At 69.0% G+C, this 16,964-nt stretch carries 9 protein-coding genes; 1 reads left to right on the plus strand and 8 read right to left on the minus strand.

Features of this window, described 5'->3' with window-relative positions:
* Nucleotides 1–69 precede the first annotated feature (69 nt).
* The 5 genes from L0966_RS12590 to L0966_RS12610 form a co-directional block, all read right to left on the minus strand.
* The gene (locus L0966_RS12590) at nt 70–3,228 is read right to left on the minus strand and encodes an efflux RND transporter permease subunit (RefSeq protein ID WP_234052288.1); all 3,159 of its coding nucleotides are present in this window, start codon (nt 3,226–3,228) and stop codon (nt 70–72) included.
* 4 nt (nt 3,229–3,232) lie between these two features.
* A complete protein-coding gene (locus L0966_RS12595; RefSeq protein WP_234052289.1) occupies nt 3,233–4,450 on the minus strand; it encodes an efflux RND transporter periplasmic adaptor subunit in 1,218 nt (405 codons plus the stop codon).
* A 90-nt stretch (nt 4,451–4,540) separates the two neighbouring features.
* Nucleotides 4,541–5,722: an aminotransferase gene (locus L0966_RS12600; protein ID WP_234052290.1), complete on the minus strand. Its 1,182-nt coding sequence runs from the start codon at nt 5,720–5,722 to the stop codon at nt 4,541–4,543.
* Between the two features lie 113 nt (nt 5,723–5,835).
* A complete protein-coding gene (locus L0966_RS12605; protein WP_234052291.1) occupies nt 5,836–6,126 on the minus strand; it encodes a hypothetical protein in 291 nt (96 codons plus the stop codon).
* A gap of 177 nt (nt 6,127–6,303) precedes the next feature.
* Nucleotides 6,304–8,079: a potassium/proton antiporter gene (locus tag L0966_RS12610; protein ID WP_234052292.1), complete on the minus strand. Its 1,776-nt coding sequence runs from the start codon at nt 8,077–8,079 to the stop codon at nt 6,304–6,306.
* Nucleotides 8,080–8,226: 147 nt separating this feature from the next.
* On the opposite strand from L0966_RS12610, the gene L0966_RS12615 reads away from it, so the two are divergent.
* Nucleotides 8,227–8,553 (plus strand): hypothetical protein, encoded by a 327-nt coding sequence (locus L0966_RS12615; protein ID WP_234052293.1) that lies wholly within the window; start codon nt 8,227–8,229, stop codon nt 8,551–8,553.
* Nucleotides 8,554–8,735: 182 nt separating this feature from the next.
* On the opposite strand, the gene L0966_RS12620 is transcribed toward L0966_RS12615, so the two are convergent.
* From L0966_RS12620 to L0966_RS12630, 3 genes are all read right to left on the minus strand, one after another.
* Complete coding sequence (locus L0966_RS12620) at nt 8,736–13,016, minus strand: translocation/assembly module TamB domain-containing protein (protein WP_234052294.1); 4,281 nt, start codon at nt 13,014–13,016, stop codon at nt 8,736–8,738.
* A complete protein-coding gene (locus L0966_RS12625) occupies nt 13,016–14,950 on the minus strand; it encodes an autotransporter assembly complex family protein (RefSeq protein WP_234052295.1) in 1,935 nt (644 codons plus the stop codon). The genes L0966_RS12620 and L0966_RS12625 overlap by 1 nt, the downstream gene beginning before the upstream one ends.
* A 364-nt stretch (nt 14,951–15,314) precedes the next feature.
* Entirely contained in the window at nt 15,315–16,724 is a 1,410-nt protein-coding gene (locus L0966_RS12630) for a hypothetical protein (protein ID WP_234052296.1), read from the minus strand.
* Between the last annotated feature and the right edge of the window lie 240 nt (nt 16,725–16,964).

Consider the following 16,964-nt stretch of genomic DNA (forward strand, 5'->3'; position numbering starts at 1 on the left):
GGCCCACTGGCCGCCGCCGTGGTGGTGACGACGCGCGGCGGCATTGGCCTGCTTCCGCCCGGAGGCGCGTTATTCCGCTGCCGCGCGGGGCTTTGGCGGCAGGGCGCTGGCCTCGCGGGCCGCGTCCTCCGCCGCCTCCTCCTCCTGGTGGCGGCCGGAAATGGCGTAGTGCACCACCTGGTCCAGCCGGTCGAGATAGAGATAGACCACCGGCGTGATGAACAGGGTGAGCAGCTGGGACACCAGCAGGCCGCCCACCACCGCCACGCCCAAGGGCTGGCGCAGCTCCGAGCCCGCCCCTGCCCCGAGCGCGATGGGCAGCACACCGAAGATGGCGGCCAGCGTCGTCATCATGATGGGGCGGAAGCGCAGCAAAGCCGCAGTGCGGATGGCCTCCTGGGCCGGAAGCCCGGCGCGCCTGCGCTCCAGGGCCACGTCGATCATCATGATGGCATTCTTCTTCACGATGCCGACCAGCATGATGATGCCGATGATGGCGATGACCGAAAGCTCCATGCCCGCCACCATCAGGGTGATAAGCGCCCCAATGCCCGCCGACGGCAGGCCCGACAGGATGGTGAGTGGGTGCACGAAGCTCTCATAGAGCACCCCCAGCACCATGTAGATGACCAGCACCGCCGCCAGGATGAGCAGCACCTGATTGCCGACCGCGTCCTGGAACACCTGAGCCGTGCCCTGGAAGCCGGTGATGATGCTTGCGGGCAGCCCCGCCTCCTGGGTCGCCTTCTGGATTTCCGTCACCGCCTGCCCCAGCGAGGTGCCGGGCGCGAGATTGAAGGAGATGGTGACGGAAGGCTGCTGCTGCTGGTGGGCCACCTGGAGCGGCCCCACCGTGCGGCGAATGTCGGCTACCGTCTCCAGCGGCACCACCGTGCCCGAGGCGGTGCGCAGATAGACGCGGGACAGGTCGGCCGCATCCCTCTGGAAGCGCGGCTGCACCTCGGCGATGATCGCGTACTGGTTGGTATCGGTGTAGAGGGTGGCCACCTGGCGGGTGCCGAACTGGGTGTAGAGGGCATCGCGCAGCATCTGCTCGGTGATGCCGAGGGCGGCGGCCTTGTCCTTGTCCAGATCGATGGTGAGCTGGGGGCTGGTGATCTGCAGATCGCTGGTCACGTCGCGCAGACCCGGCAGCTTGGCGATGGCCGCCTCCATGCGCGGCGCCACCTCGTAGAGCGTCTTGGAGTCGGAACTCTGCAAGGTGAACTGATACTGGCTCTTGGACTGCACCCCGCCCACGGAAATGTTCTGCACCGGCTGGAAAAACACCCGCACGCCGGGCACCTGCGCCACCCGCTTGCGCAGCTCCTGGATGACGCCGTTGGCGGACAGGGTGCGCTCATCACGCGGCTTCAGCGCAATGAACAGGCGGCCCGTATTGGTGGTGCGGCTTGAGCCGGTCGCGCCCGCCGTGGAGACCAGATAGACCACGTTGGGGTCCGCCCGCACCGCCTCCGCCACCCGCTTCTGCCGCTCGACCATGGCGTCGAACGAGGTATCTGTGGCCGCCTCCACCGTGCCGGTGATGAAGCCGTTATCCTCCTGCGGAAAGAAGCCCTTGGGGATGATGACGTAGAGATAGGCGGAAAGGCCCACGGTGGCGAACGTCACCAGCAGCATCAGAAAACGGTGCCGCAGCACCGCATCCAGCGCCACCCGATAGGCCCCGAGCCAGGCCTCGAACATGCGCTCGGTCAGGCGGAAGAACAGGTTCGGCTGCCGCTCGTGATCGGGCGCCTGGAACACGCGGGCGCATAGCATGGGCGTGAGCGTGAGCGAGACGAAGCCGGAAACCAGGATGGCCACCGAGATGGTGACCGCGAATTCCCGGAAGATGCGCCCCACCACGCCGCCCATGAACAGCACCGGAATGAACACGGCCACCAGCGACAACGTCATGGAAATGATGGTGAATCCGATCTCCCGCGAGCCCAGTATGGCGGCGCGGAAGGGTGTCATGCCGCTCTCGATGTGGCGGTAGATGTTCTCCAGCACCACGATGGCGTCATCCACCACGAAGCCGACGCACAAGGTCAGCGCCAGCAGCGTCATGTTGTTGATGGAGAAGCCGAACAGCCACATGGCCGCGAAGGTGGCGATGATGGAAAGCGGCAGCGTCAACGACGGCACGATGGTGGCGCGCACATTCCGCAGGAACAGGAAGATTACGAGCACCACCAGCACGATGGCCTCGAACAGGGTCTTCTGCACATCCGCCACCGCCTCCCGGATGGAGACGGAACGGTCCATGAGCACATTGATGTCCACCGAGGCGGGCAGCTGCGCGCGGAAGGCCGGCAGGTGGGCCTTCACCTCGTCCACCACCGCCACCGTATTGGCGTCGGGCTGGCGCACCACGGCGACGATGATGGAGCGGTCGTCGTTGAACCAGCTCGCCACCCGCTCGTTCTCCACCCCGTCGGTGACGCGGGCGATCTCGTCGAGCCGCACCGGCGCGCCATTGCGCCAGGCCACCACCAGCCGGCGGAAATGGTCCGCGCTGGCGCTGGGCGTGCCCATGTCGATGGTGAAGGTCTGCTTGGGGCCGGAGAGCACACCGATGGGCGTGTTGGACGCCGCCGCCTGCACCGCCCCCTGGATATCCGCCGCCGAAATATTGCGCGCCGCCGCGGCTGCCGGGTCCACGCGGATCCGCACGGCATATTTCTGGCTGCCATAGATCTGCACCTGCGCCACGCCCGGCAGCTGGGAAATCTGCTGGCCAATCAGGGTGTCGGCATATTCATTCACCGCCGAGAGCGGCAGCGTGGCCGAGGAGATGGCCAGCAGGATCACCGGCGCATCGGCTGGATTGACCTTGCGGAAGCTCGGCGGCGTGGTCATCTCGTCCGGCAGCTGGCGCTGCGCCACCGAAAGGGCGGACTGCACGTCGAGGGCCGCATTGTCGATATCGCGGTTGAGGTCGAACTGAATGGTGATGGAGGTCGAGCCCTGGGTGCTCGACGAGGTGAGCGAGGAGATGCCCGCGATTGTGGCGAGCTGCCGTTCGATGGGCGTGGCCACCGCCGTCGCCATGGTTTCCGGGCTGGCGCCGGGCAGGGTCGCGGTGACGGTGATGGTGGGAAAGTCCACTCGGGGCAGCGCCGCCACGGGAAGCTGGCGATAGGCGAACAGGCCCGCCACCACCAGCGCCAGCATCATCAGCGTGGTCATCACCGGCCGGCGGATACACAGTTCGGCCAGCATCGCCTCAGCTCCCCGTGGCCGCGGTGGGCACGCTTTTGATGCTCACGGGCGTGCCATTGCGCAGAGCCAGCTGGCCATCGGTGACCACCGTCTCGCCGCCCTCGAGGCCCTTGGAAATCACCGCCTCCCCATCCACGGTGCGGGCCACCGCCACCGGCCGCACACGGGCGACGCCGTCTTCCACCAGGAACACGAAGGAGCCGTCCTGCCCCATCTGAATGGCCTCGCTGGGAATGGCCACCCGGTCGGCCTCCACGCGCAGGGTCACGGTGACGGCGCCAAGCGTGCCGGGCCACAGGCGCTCGTCCGCATTCTCGAATAGGGCGCGCACGGCGATGGTTCCCGTCTGCGGATCGACCGTATTGTCGATTACCGCCACCTTGCCGCCGGCAATGGTCTCGCCCGAGCCCTGAAGGGTGATGGCAACGCTGGCGTCCTTCTCCCGGCGCAGCTCGGCCAGATAGCGCTCGGGCAGGCCGAAGGTGACGTAGATGGGCTTGAGCTGGCGCACGGTGGCCAGGGTGTCGTCCACCTTGATGACCGCGCCGGCGCGCACCGCCGATACGCCGATGCGGCCGCTGACCGGCGAGCGGATCTCGTAATAGCCGCGCTGCACCTGGAGCGAATGCAGGTTCGCCTCGTCCTGGTCCACGGTCGCCTTCTGCATGTCGGCCGTGGTGCGGGCATCGTCCACCTGCACCTGGGACACCGCGTTGCGGGTGGCGAGGCCGGAATAGCGCTCCACGTCGCGCTGGACCTTCACCAGCTGGGCCTGGTCCTTCGCCAGCGTCGCCTCCGCCTGGCGGATCTGCGCATCGATGACGCGGGAATCGAGTTCGAACAGCAGGTCGCCGGCCGCCACCACCGCGCCGTCCGCGAAGCCCACCTTGTCCACCTCCGCCGCCACGCGGGAGCGGATGGGCACGGTCACCATGGCTTCCACGGTGCCGAGGGCCTCCACGCGCACGGGCATGGGCTTGCGCGCCGCCTTTGCCGCCAGCACCGCGGCCGCGCGGGGCTGCGCCTGCGCCGCGGCCGCCGGGGGCTTCGCGGCCCAAGGCTTCTGCTGCCACGCCCAGACCCCCGCACCGGCCGCCGCCAGGCAGGCGATGGCCACCACGACCCGCCCGCCGCGCCTTCGCCCTTCGCTCGTCATGCCATCCTCAATCTCGCCCGCCGCCGCGCCGGCCGTGAAGTCGCTGCGATGCAACGCCAGTTGCACCAGCGCGTCCAATTACGGTTTGGACAGATTTGAAGGCAAATGCGCGGCGTGACGCCGCCGCCACACCCTATCCTACCATCCGCCGCGAAATCAGGCCCTCAGGCGCAGATGCGAGAGCCGCTCCAGGGCCTTGTCCAGGGTCGCGTCATTCTTGGCGAAGCAGAAGCGCACCACGCTTTTCACCGCATCCTGCGCGTAGAAGGCCGAGACCGGAATGGCGGCCACCTTGTGGCTCTTCACCAGATCCAGGCAGAACGCCTCATCGTCGGGCGCATTGGTGTGGGCGGAAAGATCCACGGTGAGAAAGTAGGTGCCTGCCGCCGGCAGCACCCGGAAGCCGAGCTTGCTCAGCCCTTCCGTCAGCCGATCGCGGGAGCGCTGGAGGCCCGCCCGCATGGTGTTGAAATAGGCGTCGTCCTTGCCGAGCCCGTAGGCCACCGCCGCCTGGAGGTTGGGCGGCGTGGTGAAGGTGAGGAACTGATGGGCCTTGGACACCACCTTCATGAGCGCCGGGGCGGCGAACACCAGGCCCACCTTCCACCCCGTCATGCCGAAGATCTTGCCGGCGGAGGAGATCTTCACGGTGCGATCGCGCATGCCCTCCAGCGCCATCAGCGGCTCGAAGCGCAGGCCGTCGAACACGATGTGCTCCCACACCTCGTCGCACACCGCATAGGCGCCATAGCGCAGGCAGAAATCCGCCAGCAGCTGCAGCTCCTCGCGGGAATGCACGGTGCCGGTGGGGTTTTGCGGATTGTTGAGCAGCACCAGCTTGGTGCGGTTGGAGAAGGCCGCCTCCAGCTTCTCCTGGGTGATGGTCCAGTAAGGCGGCTCCAGGCGCACCAGCTTGGCGATGCCGCCCGCCCGCTGCACCAGCGGCAGGTAGGCATCATACAGCGGCTGGAACAGCACCACTTCGTCGCCCGGCTCGATGAGGGCGAAAAGGGCGGCCGCCAGCGCCTCGGTGGCGCCGGAGGTCACCATCACCTCGGTGTCCGGGTCGAGATCGAGGCCCTGCCAGTGCTTGAAATGGGCGGCGGCGGCCTGCCTCAGCTCCGGCAGGCCCATCATGGACGGATACTGGTTCCAGCCGTTCAACACGGCATCGGCCGCCTTCTCGCGCACGTCGAGGGGGCCGGGATCGTCCGGAAAGCCCTGGCCCAGATTCACCGCATCGTGGGTGCGGGCGAGCTGCGACATCACCTCGAAGATGGTGGTGGGCAGAGCCGAATAGATGGCGTTGAGCGGACGCAGCGGAACAGAAGAGGTCATGGAAGCATCGTCTTCAGAGGAACGGAGCCCCGGCGGCGCCGGCCGCATGCCGTTTAGACCCTTCACCGGGGCAACGAAAGGGCCTCGGCCATCGATCCGCCGCGCGGCGCGGCTCACTGCCCCCGTTCGGGGCCCTCCAGCGGCTTCAGCGCCGCCAGCAGCGCCTCTTCGGTCACCTGGGCCATGGGGCACAGCACCTTCGCCGCCTCGGTGCGCCGGCCGGGACGCATCACCAGCACCACCGTCTCGGCGCCGCCACAGGCCGGGTCCCCGCAGGAGATCTCGGAAACGGAAACGGTCGCCGCCTCCTCCAGCTGCAGCACCGCGCGCACCCGGTCCGCAAGGGCCCTCGCCGCGTCGCGCGTGGAATCCGCCTCGCCCCGCCGACGCATGAACAGTCGCATGGATCACCTCCCACCGTCACGGCGCCGTTCTGCCCGCGCCCCGCGGCGGCAAGATGGCCGCCACCGGCTTGCCGTTTCGCAAACGCGCCAGGCACCGCGGCCCCTCCCCGCGCCGGTTGGACAACACCTTGGCGTGAAGAGCGCCCGCAGCTTTAGTCGACGGTCGGAGCAGTCGCCTCAATCCTCCTCGGCCTCCTGCTCGGGCAGACCCAGCAGGCGGCGCAGCCAGCGCAGGCCACGCTTCAGCCGGCTGCTCTCCAGCCGCAGCACCGCCCAGGTGGCGCGCCCGTCATCCACGTCGCGCACCTCGATCACGGCCCGTCCATAGGTAATGTGCATGCCAGGGGCCACCCGGTCGCCGGCCCGATCCGCAAAAGCGTCGGCAATGGACAGATTCCATTCTTCCTGCGGCACCGGCAATCCATAGAGCCCCGCCAGGTCCCCGAGCCGCACCTCGCCGACAAAGGGGAAGGCGGCCACATTGCTCACCACCACCGCCTCGCGAGGCCGGAACAAGCGGTCGAGCCCGTGCACGCGCTGCGGCGGCGCCAGGACATAGGCATAGTCGCCCGCGCGCATGGCGCCCGCCGCCTCGGGGGTCAGCGTCTGCCCGCCGCGCACCACCATCATCAGCCGCGCCCAGGCGGGCAGCGTGCCGGGCGTGCTCACCGGCGCCCCCTCCGCCACCGGATAGGCCACCAGCTCCACGTCCATCTGCCCGGGAAGGTCGATCTCGAAACGTCGCGCCGACGGCACCGGATCGGACAGCGCCACGCCCGACCGTCGCGCGGCCACGACCATGGTCCAGCCGTGCAGCACCAGCGACACCAGCACCACGGCGAAGGCCACGTTGAAATAGACTTCCGCTTGGGGCAGGTGCGCCAGCATGGGAATGGTGGCAAGGAAGATGGACACCGCCCCGCGCAGCCCCGCCCAGGAGACGAACGCCTTCTCCTTCAGCGAAAAACGGAACGGCGTGAGGCACGCGAACACGGCCACCGGCCGGCCCACCAGGATGAGGAAGGCCGCAACCCCCAGCGCCGGCAGGGCATATTCCAGGATCTTCTGCGGCGAGACGAGCAGCCCGAGCATTACGAACATCACGATCTGGCAGACCCAGGTCACGGCATTCAGGAAGCTGGTGATGGGCGCGATGGCCCGCACCGGCCGGTTGCCCATGACGAAGCCCGCCAGGAACACGGCCAGGAAGCCCGAGCCGTGCAGCAGCGCGGTGAGCGCGAACAGCAGCACCGCAACCGCAACCGCCAACACCGGATGAAGCCCCGCCGGCAGATCCAGCCGGTTCATAAGCGCCGTCAGCAACAGCCCGCCGGCCACGCCGAAGGCCGTGCCCACGGCCAGCTCGCGCCCGACCCCCAGCAGCATCATGAAGCCCGGATCGGACAGGTTGGACGACAGCAGTTCAACCAGCAGCACCGTGAGGAACACGGCCGCGGGATCGTTGGTGGCCGATTCCAGCTCGATCACCGATCCCACGCGCCGGCCGAGATGCAGCCCCTGCGCATGCATGAGGAAGAACACGGCCGCGGCATCCGTTGAGGCCACGATGGCGCCCACCAGAAAGCCTTCCATGAGCGACAGGTTGAGCAGCGGAGCGGCCACCAGCCCCACCAGCGCCGCAGTCAGCACCACCCCCACCGTGGCAAGGGTCACCGCGGGCGCCACGGCGCCGCGCATCGCCCCCATGCGCATGCGCAGGCCGCCATCGAACAGGATCACGGCCAGCGCCGCCGACCCCACCATGTAGGTGGCCCAATAATCGTCGAAGTGGATGCCGCCGGGCCCGCCTTCCCCCGCCAGCACCCCCACCAGCAGGAACAGCAGCAGGATGGGCGCCCCGAAGCGTGCCGCGAGCAGGCTGGAAAGGGTGCCCGCCACGAGCAGCGCCGCCACCACCAGCAGCACCGCATTGGAAACGACTACAGCCCCCATACCGCCCCGTCGCCTCCGCCAACAACTCACGCGATGCCCACAAGCAACAGTAGCGCCTCCGGCATTCACCGCGTAAGGTCTTTCAGGTTGCGGAAATTCTCGGGCGGTTTTGGGGGCACGCCAAACGCGTTCGCAAGGATTCTGGAAATGCCGTGGCGCGGCAAAGCCTGTGCTTACCTCGTCGTCCCCTTCGCCCTCTCTGACGATGGGATGTGGGCGAGACAGGCGGAAACCATCTGCTTCGATCACGATCTAGCCGTCGACATCGCAGAGACGGAAAGTGAGCACGCAGCAGGGGTTGGCATCTATCCCCTGGGCGCTGACGGGTGCTATCTCACCTGTGCACCCATTGCCTGGTATGGTGCCATACAACCACCGATGGAAGCCGGCAATAGCACGGCCCTCGCGCTCTCCAGCACCATCAGGCTGGATTGCCTTGCCGCGTCGAGCCTCGGCGCCCTTCAGCTGCACTGACCCATGCCGCGACGACACGCCTCACACGGGGTCGGCCCCGTGGCGGCGGGGCGTGGCCGCTGGGCCGTATACCCTTACCAACCGGCAGGCCATAAGGGGCGTTTCTGGCGCGCAAGGGCCGCGGCCAACCGCCGCAGTTCGCGCGCGCTTTAGTGGAAATACTCGAATATACCCGCCACGGTTCAGTAATCCCACTGTGCGCCGATACCGACTGAAGTGTTGCCATCGGCGCCCGTGGCGCCCTGCAGGCGGATATTCTTGGTCACATCCACATCCACGGTCACCTGGCTGGAATTGGGCGTCGTGCCCTGGCGCACGCCCATATAGATGTTGTTGTTGATGCGGCGGCCAAGACCCACCTGCCCGCCGGTTCCCGCTGCGTTGGTGCCCACGTCCAGGCTGTCCATGCCGAGCGAACGGCGCATTTGGTCCAGCACGCTCCCGCCGCCGGAAAACTGGGCGATGGTCTGCGCGATCTGGAGCGACTGCGCGGCCGTAAGGGAGCCGGCGTTGCGGCCGAACAGCAGGCGCGCCAGCACCTCGTCCTGCGGCAGGGTCGGTTCCGAGGTGAACGTGATCTCCGGCTGCGAGGCGGGGCCCGTCACCAGAATGCGGGCAGTGATGTCGTTCGCCGTGGTCTCGGCGATGAAGTCGAGATCGGGATCGGTGTTGCCGGAAAAGGTGATTTTGCCCCGGGTGAAGGTAAGGCGCTTGCCCAGAATGTCGAACCGGCCGCGCCGCATGTCGAAGCCACCCTGGGTCACCGGCGCCCGGCTGGTGCCGCTCACATGCAGCTCTCCGCCAAGCTCGGCCTCCATGCCCATGCCGCGCACGAAAATGTTGTTCTGCGCCGCCACGGTGAGATCGAGGGTGATGCCGCCGCTCGCACCGCCCCGCTCACGCCGCGCGGGCGGCGGCGCCATGCGTGCGGCATCGCGGCCGCGCCGATCGTTCACATTGCGCACCGGCATGGACTGCACGCCGCCGGGCATGCGCTCGGCAATGTTGACGTCCATGGCGCGGATGTTGATGCGGCCCGTCACGTGGGGATCGTTGGTGAACTGGCCTTCAACCGCGATGCGCCCTTCGGTCACGAGGCGGATCAGCTCGCTGTTCACGAGGCCCGCATTCTCCATCGTCACCTCGACCCGGCCGGGGAAATTGGCCGCGGGGTCAAGGCCCACCGAGCCGCGCGCCGAAAGGCTGCCGCCATTGGGGGTGCGCGCGGTGAGGGAATTCACCGTCACCGAGCGATCCGTGCCGGCGATCACCCCTTCAATGCGGTCGAGGGTGATGCCGTTCACGCCGTCATTGTAACGGGCGCCACTGATGCGCACGCTGCCGCCGGCGCGCGGTGCGGCGGCGGTGCCGCGCACGGTGGCGTCGATGGCGGCATTGCCGGTGAGCTGGCTGCCCATGGCCGCAAGGGACGCATTGGCGATGCGCAGATCCACCCCACCCCGCAACGCAAGATCGAGGTCCCCCGCCCCCAGCGGCGCCGAGCCGGTGATGGCCACATTGGACAAATGCGTCCCGGAAATGGTGGTGCGCGTCGTCACCCGCCCACCGCCGAGCGCACCGGCGGAGCGGATATCGAACGGGCCCGCGCCCGCCTTCGCGAGGTCCGGCGTGCTGAGGCGCGAGACCTGGATGTCATAGGGCCCCTCGGGCCGATCGGCCGAACCGCGCACGCGGGCGGTGCCGCTTACGGTGCCGTTGAGGCCGAGCCCCGGCGCGGCCAGCTCCGCCAAAGCCAGCGGCAGGTTGCGCAAGTCGACACTGAGATCGAGGCTGCTGCCTGCGCGCCCGGACACGGCCACCGAGCCGCCTCGGCTCGCCAGCGCCAGCCGGTCGATGCTCACCTCACCGCCCTCGATGGCGATATTAGCCGGCGCGGAGGTGGCGAGCGTAGTGCCGCCACGGGCCACGCTGAAACGATCCAGCCGGACGCGGGAGGTGGAGCCCTGATGGTTGAGCTGAGCCGTCGCCGCGACATTCGCACCGTTTACCTGCGCATCCAGGGTCAGGGCGCTGCCCTGACCCGCACGGCGGGCCTGCAGCGAGGCGCGGGGAATGGAAACGCCCGCCTCCACATTGGTGAGGTTCACCGTGCCGTCGAGAACCGGCTGGCCCGTGGGGTCGGCGACCGTGAGGTTGATCCGCGCCCCGCCCACGCTCTGGCCGGCGGCGCGCACATTGTCGGCGGTGGCGTTCACCGCCACCGTCTGGCGCCCATCGGCCGTGCCGAGGTCGAGCCGGGCATCGAGCTTGCCGGCCAGCTCCGTCAGAGCCAGGGCCGAGAGGTCCGCAAGGTTGCCCGCCGCCACCGCCAGCTGGCCGCCGAAAAGGCCGTCCGCCTGGCGCGCCACATGGCCGCGCGCCGTCACGGAGCCGATGGCGAGGTCAAGATCATCCAGCCGCGCGGCGCCCTGGTCGGCCAGCGCGAAGGCGCCGCCACCGGTCGCGGGTTTGCCGGCCACGCGTCCGTCGAGCTTGAAGCTGCCGGAAGGAAGACCGGTGAGGTTCCGGGCATCGAGACCCAGGGTCAAGCCCTCAATCTTCTGACCCATGGCCGTTCCTTCGGGCACGGCGACACGCGCGGCCACCGCCAGCGCATCCAGGCTGCCGGAGAAGGCCGCCGAGCTTTCAAGCCGGCCCGACAGGCGCGGCTCTACCCGCTTCAGGTCGTCCAGGGTGAGCCCGGCCTTCAGATCCGCGAGCCGGGGCGAAAGGGTGCCGTCCACCTTCAGGTCGAGCCCGGTGGCGGCAAGCGTCAGGTTCTCCACCGTGAACGCCTTCTCCCCCGCCCGGCTGAGGGTACCGGCGAGCCGGCTGGTGGCGCCGAAGATGCCGTCCACGGCGGTGATTCCGGTCTTGATGCCCTCGGTGCCGCCGGAGAGCTTCAGCGTCAGCTTTCGGAAACCGTCAGCGCCCTGCACGTCGGCATCCAGCCGCGCGGTGCCGGCGAGGGGCTGGCCCACCAGCGGGCCAAACGCGGCAAGGTCGAGCCGCTCCAGTTGCAGGGTGCCCGCCGCAGCCGCCGCGCTGGCGGTGCCCGTGAAACGTGCGGAGAGGGCGGCAAGCTGGGCGGAAAAGCCGGTCAGGGCCGGGTCGCCGCGCGCCGGCACCAGAGCCGTGGCCGTCACCTGCGCGGTATCGCCCAGGGCGCTCTTCACCTTGGGGTCCGCCGCCGTCAGCCCCTTTGCATTGGCCTGCAGCGAGACATTGAGATTGCCGCCCTCGGGCGCGGTCTTCACCTCCGCCACCACGGAGCCGGCCCCGTAGCCGGCGCCGGACAGGCCCAGCGCGTCGAGGCGCGCGGAGACGGCGGGCGTGGCCAGCAGGCCCTTCAGGCTGCCTTCCAGCTTCACCGATTTCCAGGCCGCGCCAGGGGCCAGGGCGGCGAAGCGGTCGGGCTCGCCCGCCACCGCGCTGAAGGCGAGATCGGCGCTGGGCCCTTGCGGATCCACCTTACCCTTGGCCGCGAAGCCGAAACCTGCGGCGCGGACGCTGAAGGTCTCCACATCCACCGTGCCCGCCGGCTGGGCGAAGGCGATGGCCGAAAGCTCGGTGCGCTGCTCGAACATGGGCGCCACGGCCGGCGGCAGCAGCTTCGCCACGTCGGCATCGAGCGCGAGGTTGATGCGGTGGCCGCCATTGGCCGCGCGCACGCCTGCGGCGCCGGTCACATGGGCCACATCGCCGGCGGACAGGGAAAGCTGGCCGTCCCAGGCGTCGATCGGCCCCTTGCCGTTCACCCGCGCGTCGAGGGGCGGCAGGCCGTCCATGCCGGCGGCCCGAGCGACCAGCCCGCCGGCCGGCTCGCTGGCGGCGATGTCCACATCGAGGAAGCGGGTGTCCGGGGTGTAGTGCACCTTGCCCTTCACCGACCCCGGGGCGTCCTTGCGCTCCAGCGCGAAATCCGCCGAAAGGCCGGGCCCCGCCGCCATCAGATCCGCCGAGGCGGTGAGCGAGAGCTGCGCCGCATGGCCCAGCACCGGTTCGCCGATGACGATGTCATCCACCGCGAGGCGGCCAAGCCGCACCGGCATCATGAAGGACGAGCCGCCGCTCGTGGCGGGCGCGGGCTCCGAGGCCGGCAGCTCCGGCAGTCGGTTCACCGAGATGCGGCGCGCCTCGACGGCGTCCACGTTTACAACGCCGGACAGCAGGGAGAGCGGATGCCAGGCCAGGCGCAGCGCTTCCACCTCCGCCACTGGGCCCTTGGCATCCGCCACCGCGATGCGGCCGATGCCCATGTTCCACGGCACGCCGCCGCTGATCTCGGAGATCGAGACCGAAAGCCCCGACAGGGAGGCGAGTGAGGAGGCGACACGGGCGAGCATGGTCTTGCCCGGCCCGGTCTGCAGCGCCGCGAACAGCGCCACCAGAACCACAAGGACGCCCGCCAGGGTGTAGCCGAGGCCGCGCAGGATGAGGGAGAGGATGCCGCGCCCAGCCATCAGAACGCCTGCCCCAAGCTGACATACACGCCATAGGAGCCATCGTCCGGCCCCGGATTGAGCGGAATGGCCAAATCGAGCCGCAGCGGGCCGATGGCCGTGTAGTAGCGCAGGCCCAGGCCGGCGGAATATTTCATCACGCTGAAGTCCGGATATTCGGTGGCGTAGGCGGCGCCCATGTCCAGGAACGGCACGATGCCGATGGTGTCGGTAATCCGCACCCGCATCTCGGCCGAGGCCTCGAAATAGCTGAGGCCGCCGATGATGACCCCGAAGGCGTTGCGCGGGCTCACGGACTGGTAGTCATAGCCGCGCAGCGAGCCGCCGCCGCCCACATAGAAGCGCCGCTGCGCCGGCACGGCGGTGAGATCCGCACCGATATAGCCGCCGGTGGAAACCCGCCCCGCCAGGATGTAGCGCTTGTCCTCATCGAAGGCGTGGTAGGCGGACAGGGTGGCCTTGGCCATCACCGGCCCCGCCCCGTCGTCGCCCAGATAGGCGAACGGCTCCACGGTGGCCGCCAGGCGCATGCCGCGAGAGGGATCGAGCGGCGAATCCGTATTGTCGAAGTTGAAGTTCACCGGCACGCCGAAGATGAAGTAGTCGCCGGTGCCGTCCGCGTCCTGGACTGTGGAATCCTCGAGATCGACACCCAGCTGGGCGGAGAACTGGTCGTTGAACCGGCGCCGCACGCCGGCAACGAAGGTGCCACCCTCGCGCACATAGGCGTTCGTCACCTCGCGCAGGCCGGCGACCTCCGCCACCAGATCGTCATTGGCAGTGATGATGCCCGGCTTGGTGAAGCTGGCCGCCACCTTGTAGCCGAAGGGATCGGCATCGGGCACCGCCTCCGACTTCTGGCCGAACCAGGACACGCTGGCGTCGAGGCGCAGGGTCTCGCCGCCGCCGAACAGGTTGCGATGGCCCCAATAGCCGTTCAGCGAAGAGCCGTCGGTGTTGGAATATTTCGCGGAGAACCCCACATAGCGCGGCGCCCGCGCCGTCACCTCGATGGTGATGGGCAGTTCGCCGTTGGCGGTGAGATGGTCGGCCTCGCGGATCCGGATGCTGGAAATGGCCTCGATCTTGGAGAGCCGCGTGCGCAGCGCCGCCAGCCGCTGCGGCGAGAACGGCTCGCCCGGGCGGATCTCGATACGCTCCTCGATGAAGCCGGGCGGAAGGAAGTCCGCGCCCACGACCGTGAAGTCGCCGAACGTCGCCTGACGCCCGGTGGCGACATAAATGGTCACGTTCAGCTTGTTTGTGGCGTGATCGGCGACCACCTGCTTGTCGGCCACCTTGGCGAAGGGATAGCCCAGCTCCCGCAGATGGTTGGACAAGGTGGTCTCGGTCGCCACGATGGCGTCGGCACGGGCGGGCTCGCCGGACTCCATGCGCAGCGCGCGCAGGGAGGGCACGTCCGGCAACGGCTGGTGCGTGGTCGCATCGACGATGCGCACGGTGCCGAAGGTGAACTGGGGACCGGGGTTCACCACGATCTTCACCGGCACCGGGCCACGCTTGCGGCTCGCTTCCACGATGTCGAAGATATTGGGCGTATCGACGCGGTTGCCGGAGATGGTGATCTCCATGGTGCCGCCGTAAAAGCCGTTGGAATACAGCGCGGCGATGATGCGCTCGCGGTCGGTCGTCACCCGGCGCACCAGGCCCGCGGCCCCGGCGGGCGGCCGGTTCTTCAGGCTCTCCAGCGTGGAGGCGTCGAGCACGGCGTTGCGCACGCTGCGGTCCGCATCCACCACCTCGATATCGACGGTGTAGGGCACGGCGTCGATGACCGGCCCCTCGTCCTTCTCACGATTGGGATTGAAGAAATTCAGGATCGGGTCGAGCAGCCCCCCCTCGTCCGCCTGCGCCGGCAGCACCCCGAGCGCCGTCACCGCCGCGGCGATGGCGAACGGGCGCAAACAGGACATGCAGGAAAATCTCGCCGGGTTCGCCATATCCACTCGTGTCTCAGCTCAGCGCGTGTCTAACAAACGTTCCCCGCGCTGCGAAGGCAGAAGAGTGCAGGGCCCTGCGCCGACAAGATCGCCGGCTCTTGCATCTGACGGTAGGGGCCGACCGTAAATTTCGCCTTATGACACCTCCCGCGATGCCCCCGACTCCACCTCTGGCTGTCGCCGCGGAGTTTGGCATTCTTTGCTCGTGAAGGCGAGCTAAGCTGCTCACCCGCCAGGAGGATACACGCACCCCTGCGACATTCCCGCAAATCTCCCGGCAAGAGTCTGTTTACCATGATTGGCGGGTTTTTCCCCAGCGGCATGCGCGCGGACAGGCTCATGGGCCGGGCGGCTGCCCACCGGTTCCGCCGGCCAGCCGCGCCACCGCCCGCACCGCACCGCGAAATGCCGCCGCCACGGCGCCGAGGCCGCGTGGAGACGGAGCCGCGCCAGCATCAGCCTGCGGCCCTTCGCCCGCAGGACCGGCAGGCGAAGCCCCGGCCGGCAGCTCATCGGCCACATGTCGCCGCCAATAGCCCGCGATCGCGCTCAGGCGCGACACTGGCTTGGTGCCCGCCGGCTCCAGACCGAAAGCACTGAACAGGCGGATGCTGTCATCCCGGTCCAGAATCGCACGTCCGATCAGGTCCGCGCCCAGGATGCCGTGGGCCAGCTCGTCTCCCCCAAGGGTGACACAATACCACACCCCCTTTTCTCCCTCCTGGATGAGAGGCATGCGGCGCCGGGTGGGCGCGAGGGTGACGCCGTGGCTGCTTTCGGCAAGGGCCTCGCGAATGCCGGCCGCCACCGCGACGCCGTGGCGGCGCAGCACCCGCGCGGCGCCGCTGCGGCTGCGCACCCGCGTGGCCGTTTCTGCAGCGATGGCGAGGCGGTCCTTGTCCCAATGCCAGCGCAGGCCGGTGCCGCCCACTTCCTCCACCACGCCGGCATAGGCCACGTCGGCGCCGGAGACGTGGAAACGGCCGCTGACCCAGGGCGTGGGCACCAGGCTCGGCGCCAGCTCAGGAGCGAGGCGGGCCAGGGCCTCCGATCCGCTGAACACCACCTGGAAGGCGCGCACCTTCAGCTGCGGCGTCGTCACATATTTCCGCAGCCCGTGAACATCCGCCGCCAACGCCGTGGGCCGGGGCATGATGGTGAGCTCCCCCTCCCCCGCCGCGGCCGCGAGCGCATCACGGAAGGCGGCGGCATCCAGCCGGTGGGCGGGCACCAGCCCCAGCCCGGAAACGAAGGCCGGCGTGCCCAGCAAGGCGTGCAGGTCCTCCGCCCCCAGCAACACGCTCGAATCGGACACCAGGGTTTCGCGCGCCGCGTGTTCCGCGGCCATCCACCCCGCCTCGTGGGCGCGCGCAACCGCCATCCGCCCCTTGGGGCCGAGGGACAGGCCGGCCTCCTGCGCGATCAGCAGCCCGCGGCGAACCGCGTTAACGGAGAGCGCGTAAATCTCCGCGGCATCGGGCTGGCCCACCCGCGCGATGAGATCGAGGGCGGAAAGGCCGAAGCCCGGCGCCAGCGCCGCATCCAGCCCCAGCGCCCGCGTCTCGCCCGGGGTGGGGAAAAGCACCACCTCCTGCCCGCGTGCCGCGAGGTCGCAGGCCAGGAGCAGGCCCGCCGCATCGTCGCCGACGATGCACACATCGCAATCGCGCGTGGGCATGAGGGCGGCGGCCCGTCCCGGCTTGGATGCCGGCGACGCGGCGGCGGACTGCGGATCGGATCCCATCATGACACCTCGCGGATTCGGACCGTCAGGGAATCTTCGCCATCGGCGGACGTGCGCCCCCACAAGCGGGGTGGCGCAGACGCGGCGAGGGGCTCGAAGTCTGCCCCAATTCTCCCGCGACTGCCTTGAAAAACCCTTGCCGCCGCTTCGGAAAGGCGTGGATTGGCCGAGCGTTACCACAGTGCGGCACCGCGTGACGCTCGGGCGCGGGCGGCGTGGGTTGCGGTGCAACGGAAGGCCCGG

Origin of the sequence: Xanthobacter sp. NM-59 (assembly GCF_021401125.1) — a bacterium.
GTDB lineage: Bacteria > Pseudomonadota > Alphaproteobacteria > Rhizobiales > Xanthobacteraceae > Xanthobacter.

Coding starts and splice junctions, on each gene's coding strand:
- L0966_RS12590 (WP_234052288.1), bottom strand. CDS start 3,228: ATGCTGGCCGAACTGTGTATCCGCCGGCCGGTGATGACCACGCTGATG.
- L0966_RS12600 (WP_234052290.1), bottom strand. CDS start 5,722: ATGACCTCTTCTGTTCCGCTGCGTCCGCTCAACGCCATCTATTCGGCT.
- L0966_RS12605 (WP_234052291.1), bottom strand. CDS start 6,126: ATGCGACTGTTCATGCGTCGGCGGGGCGAGGCGGATTCCACGCGCGAC.
- L0966_RS12610 (WP_234052292.1), bottom strand. CDS start 8,079: ATGGGGGCTGTAGTCGTTTCCAATGCGGTGCTGCTGGTGGTGGCGGCG.
- L0966_RS12615 (WP_234052293.1), top strand. CDS start 8,227: ATGCCGTGGCGCGGCAAAGCCTGTGCTTACCTCGTCGTCCCCTTCGCC.
- L0966_RS12620 (WP_234052294.1), bottom strand. CDS start 13,016: ATGGCTGGGCGCGGCATCCTCTCCCTCATCCTGCGCGGCCTCGGCTAC.
- L0966_RS12625 (WP_234052295.1), bottom strand. CDS start 14,950: ATGTCCTGTTTGCGCCCGTTCGCCATCGCCGCGGCGGTGACGGCGCTC.
- L0966_RS12630 (WP_234052296.1), bottom strand. CDS start 16,724: ATGATGGGATCCGATCCGCAGTCCGCCGCCGCGTCGCCGGCATCCAAG.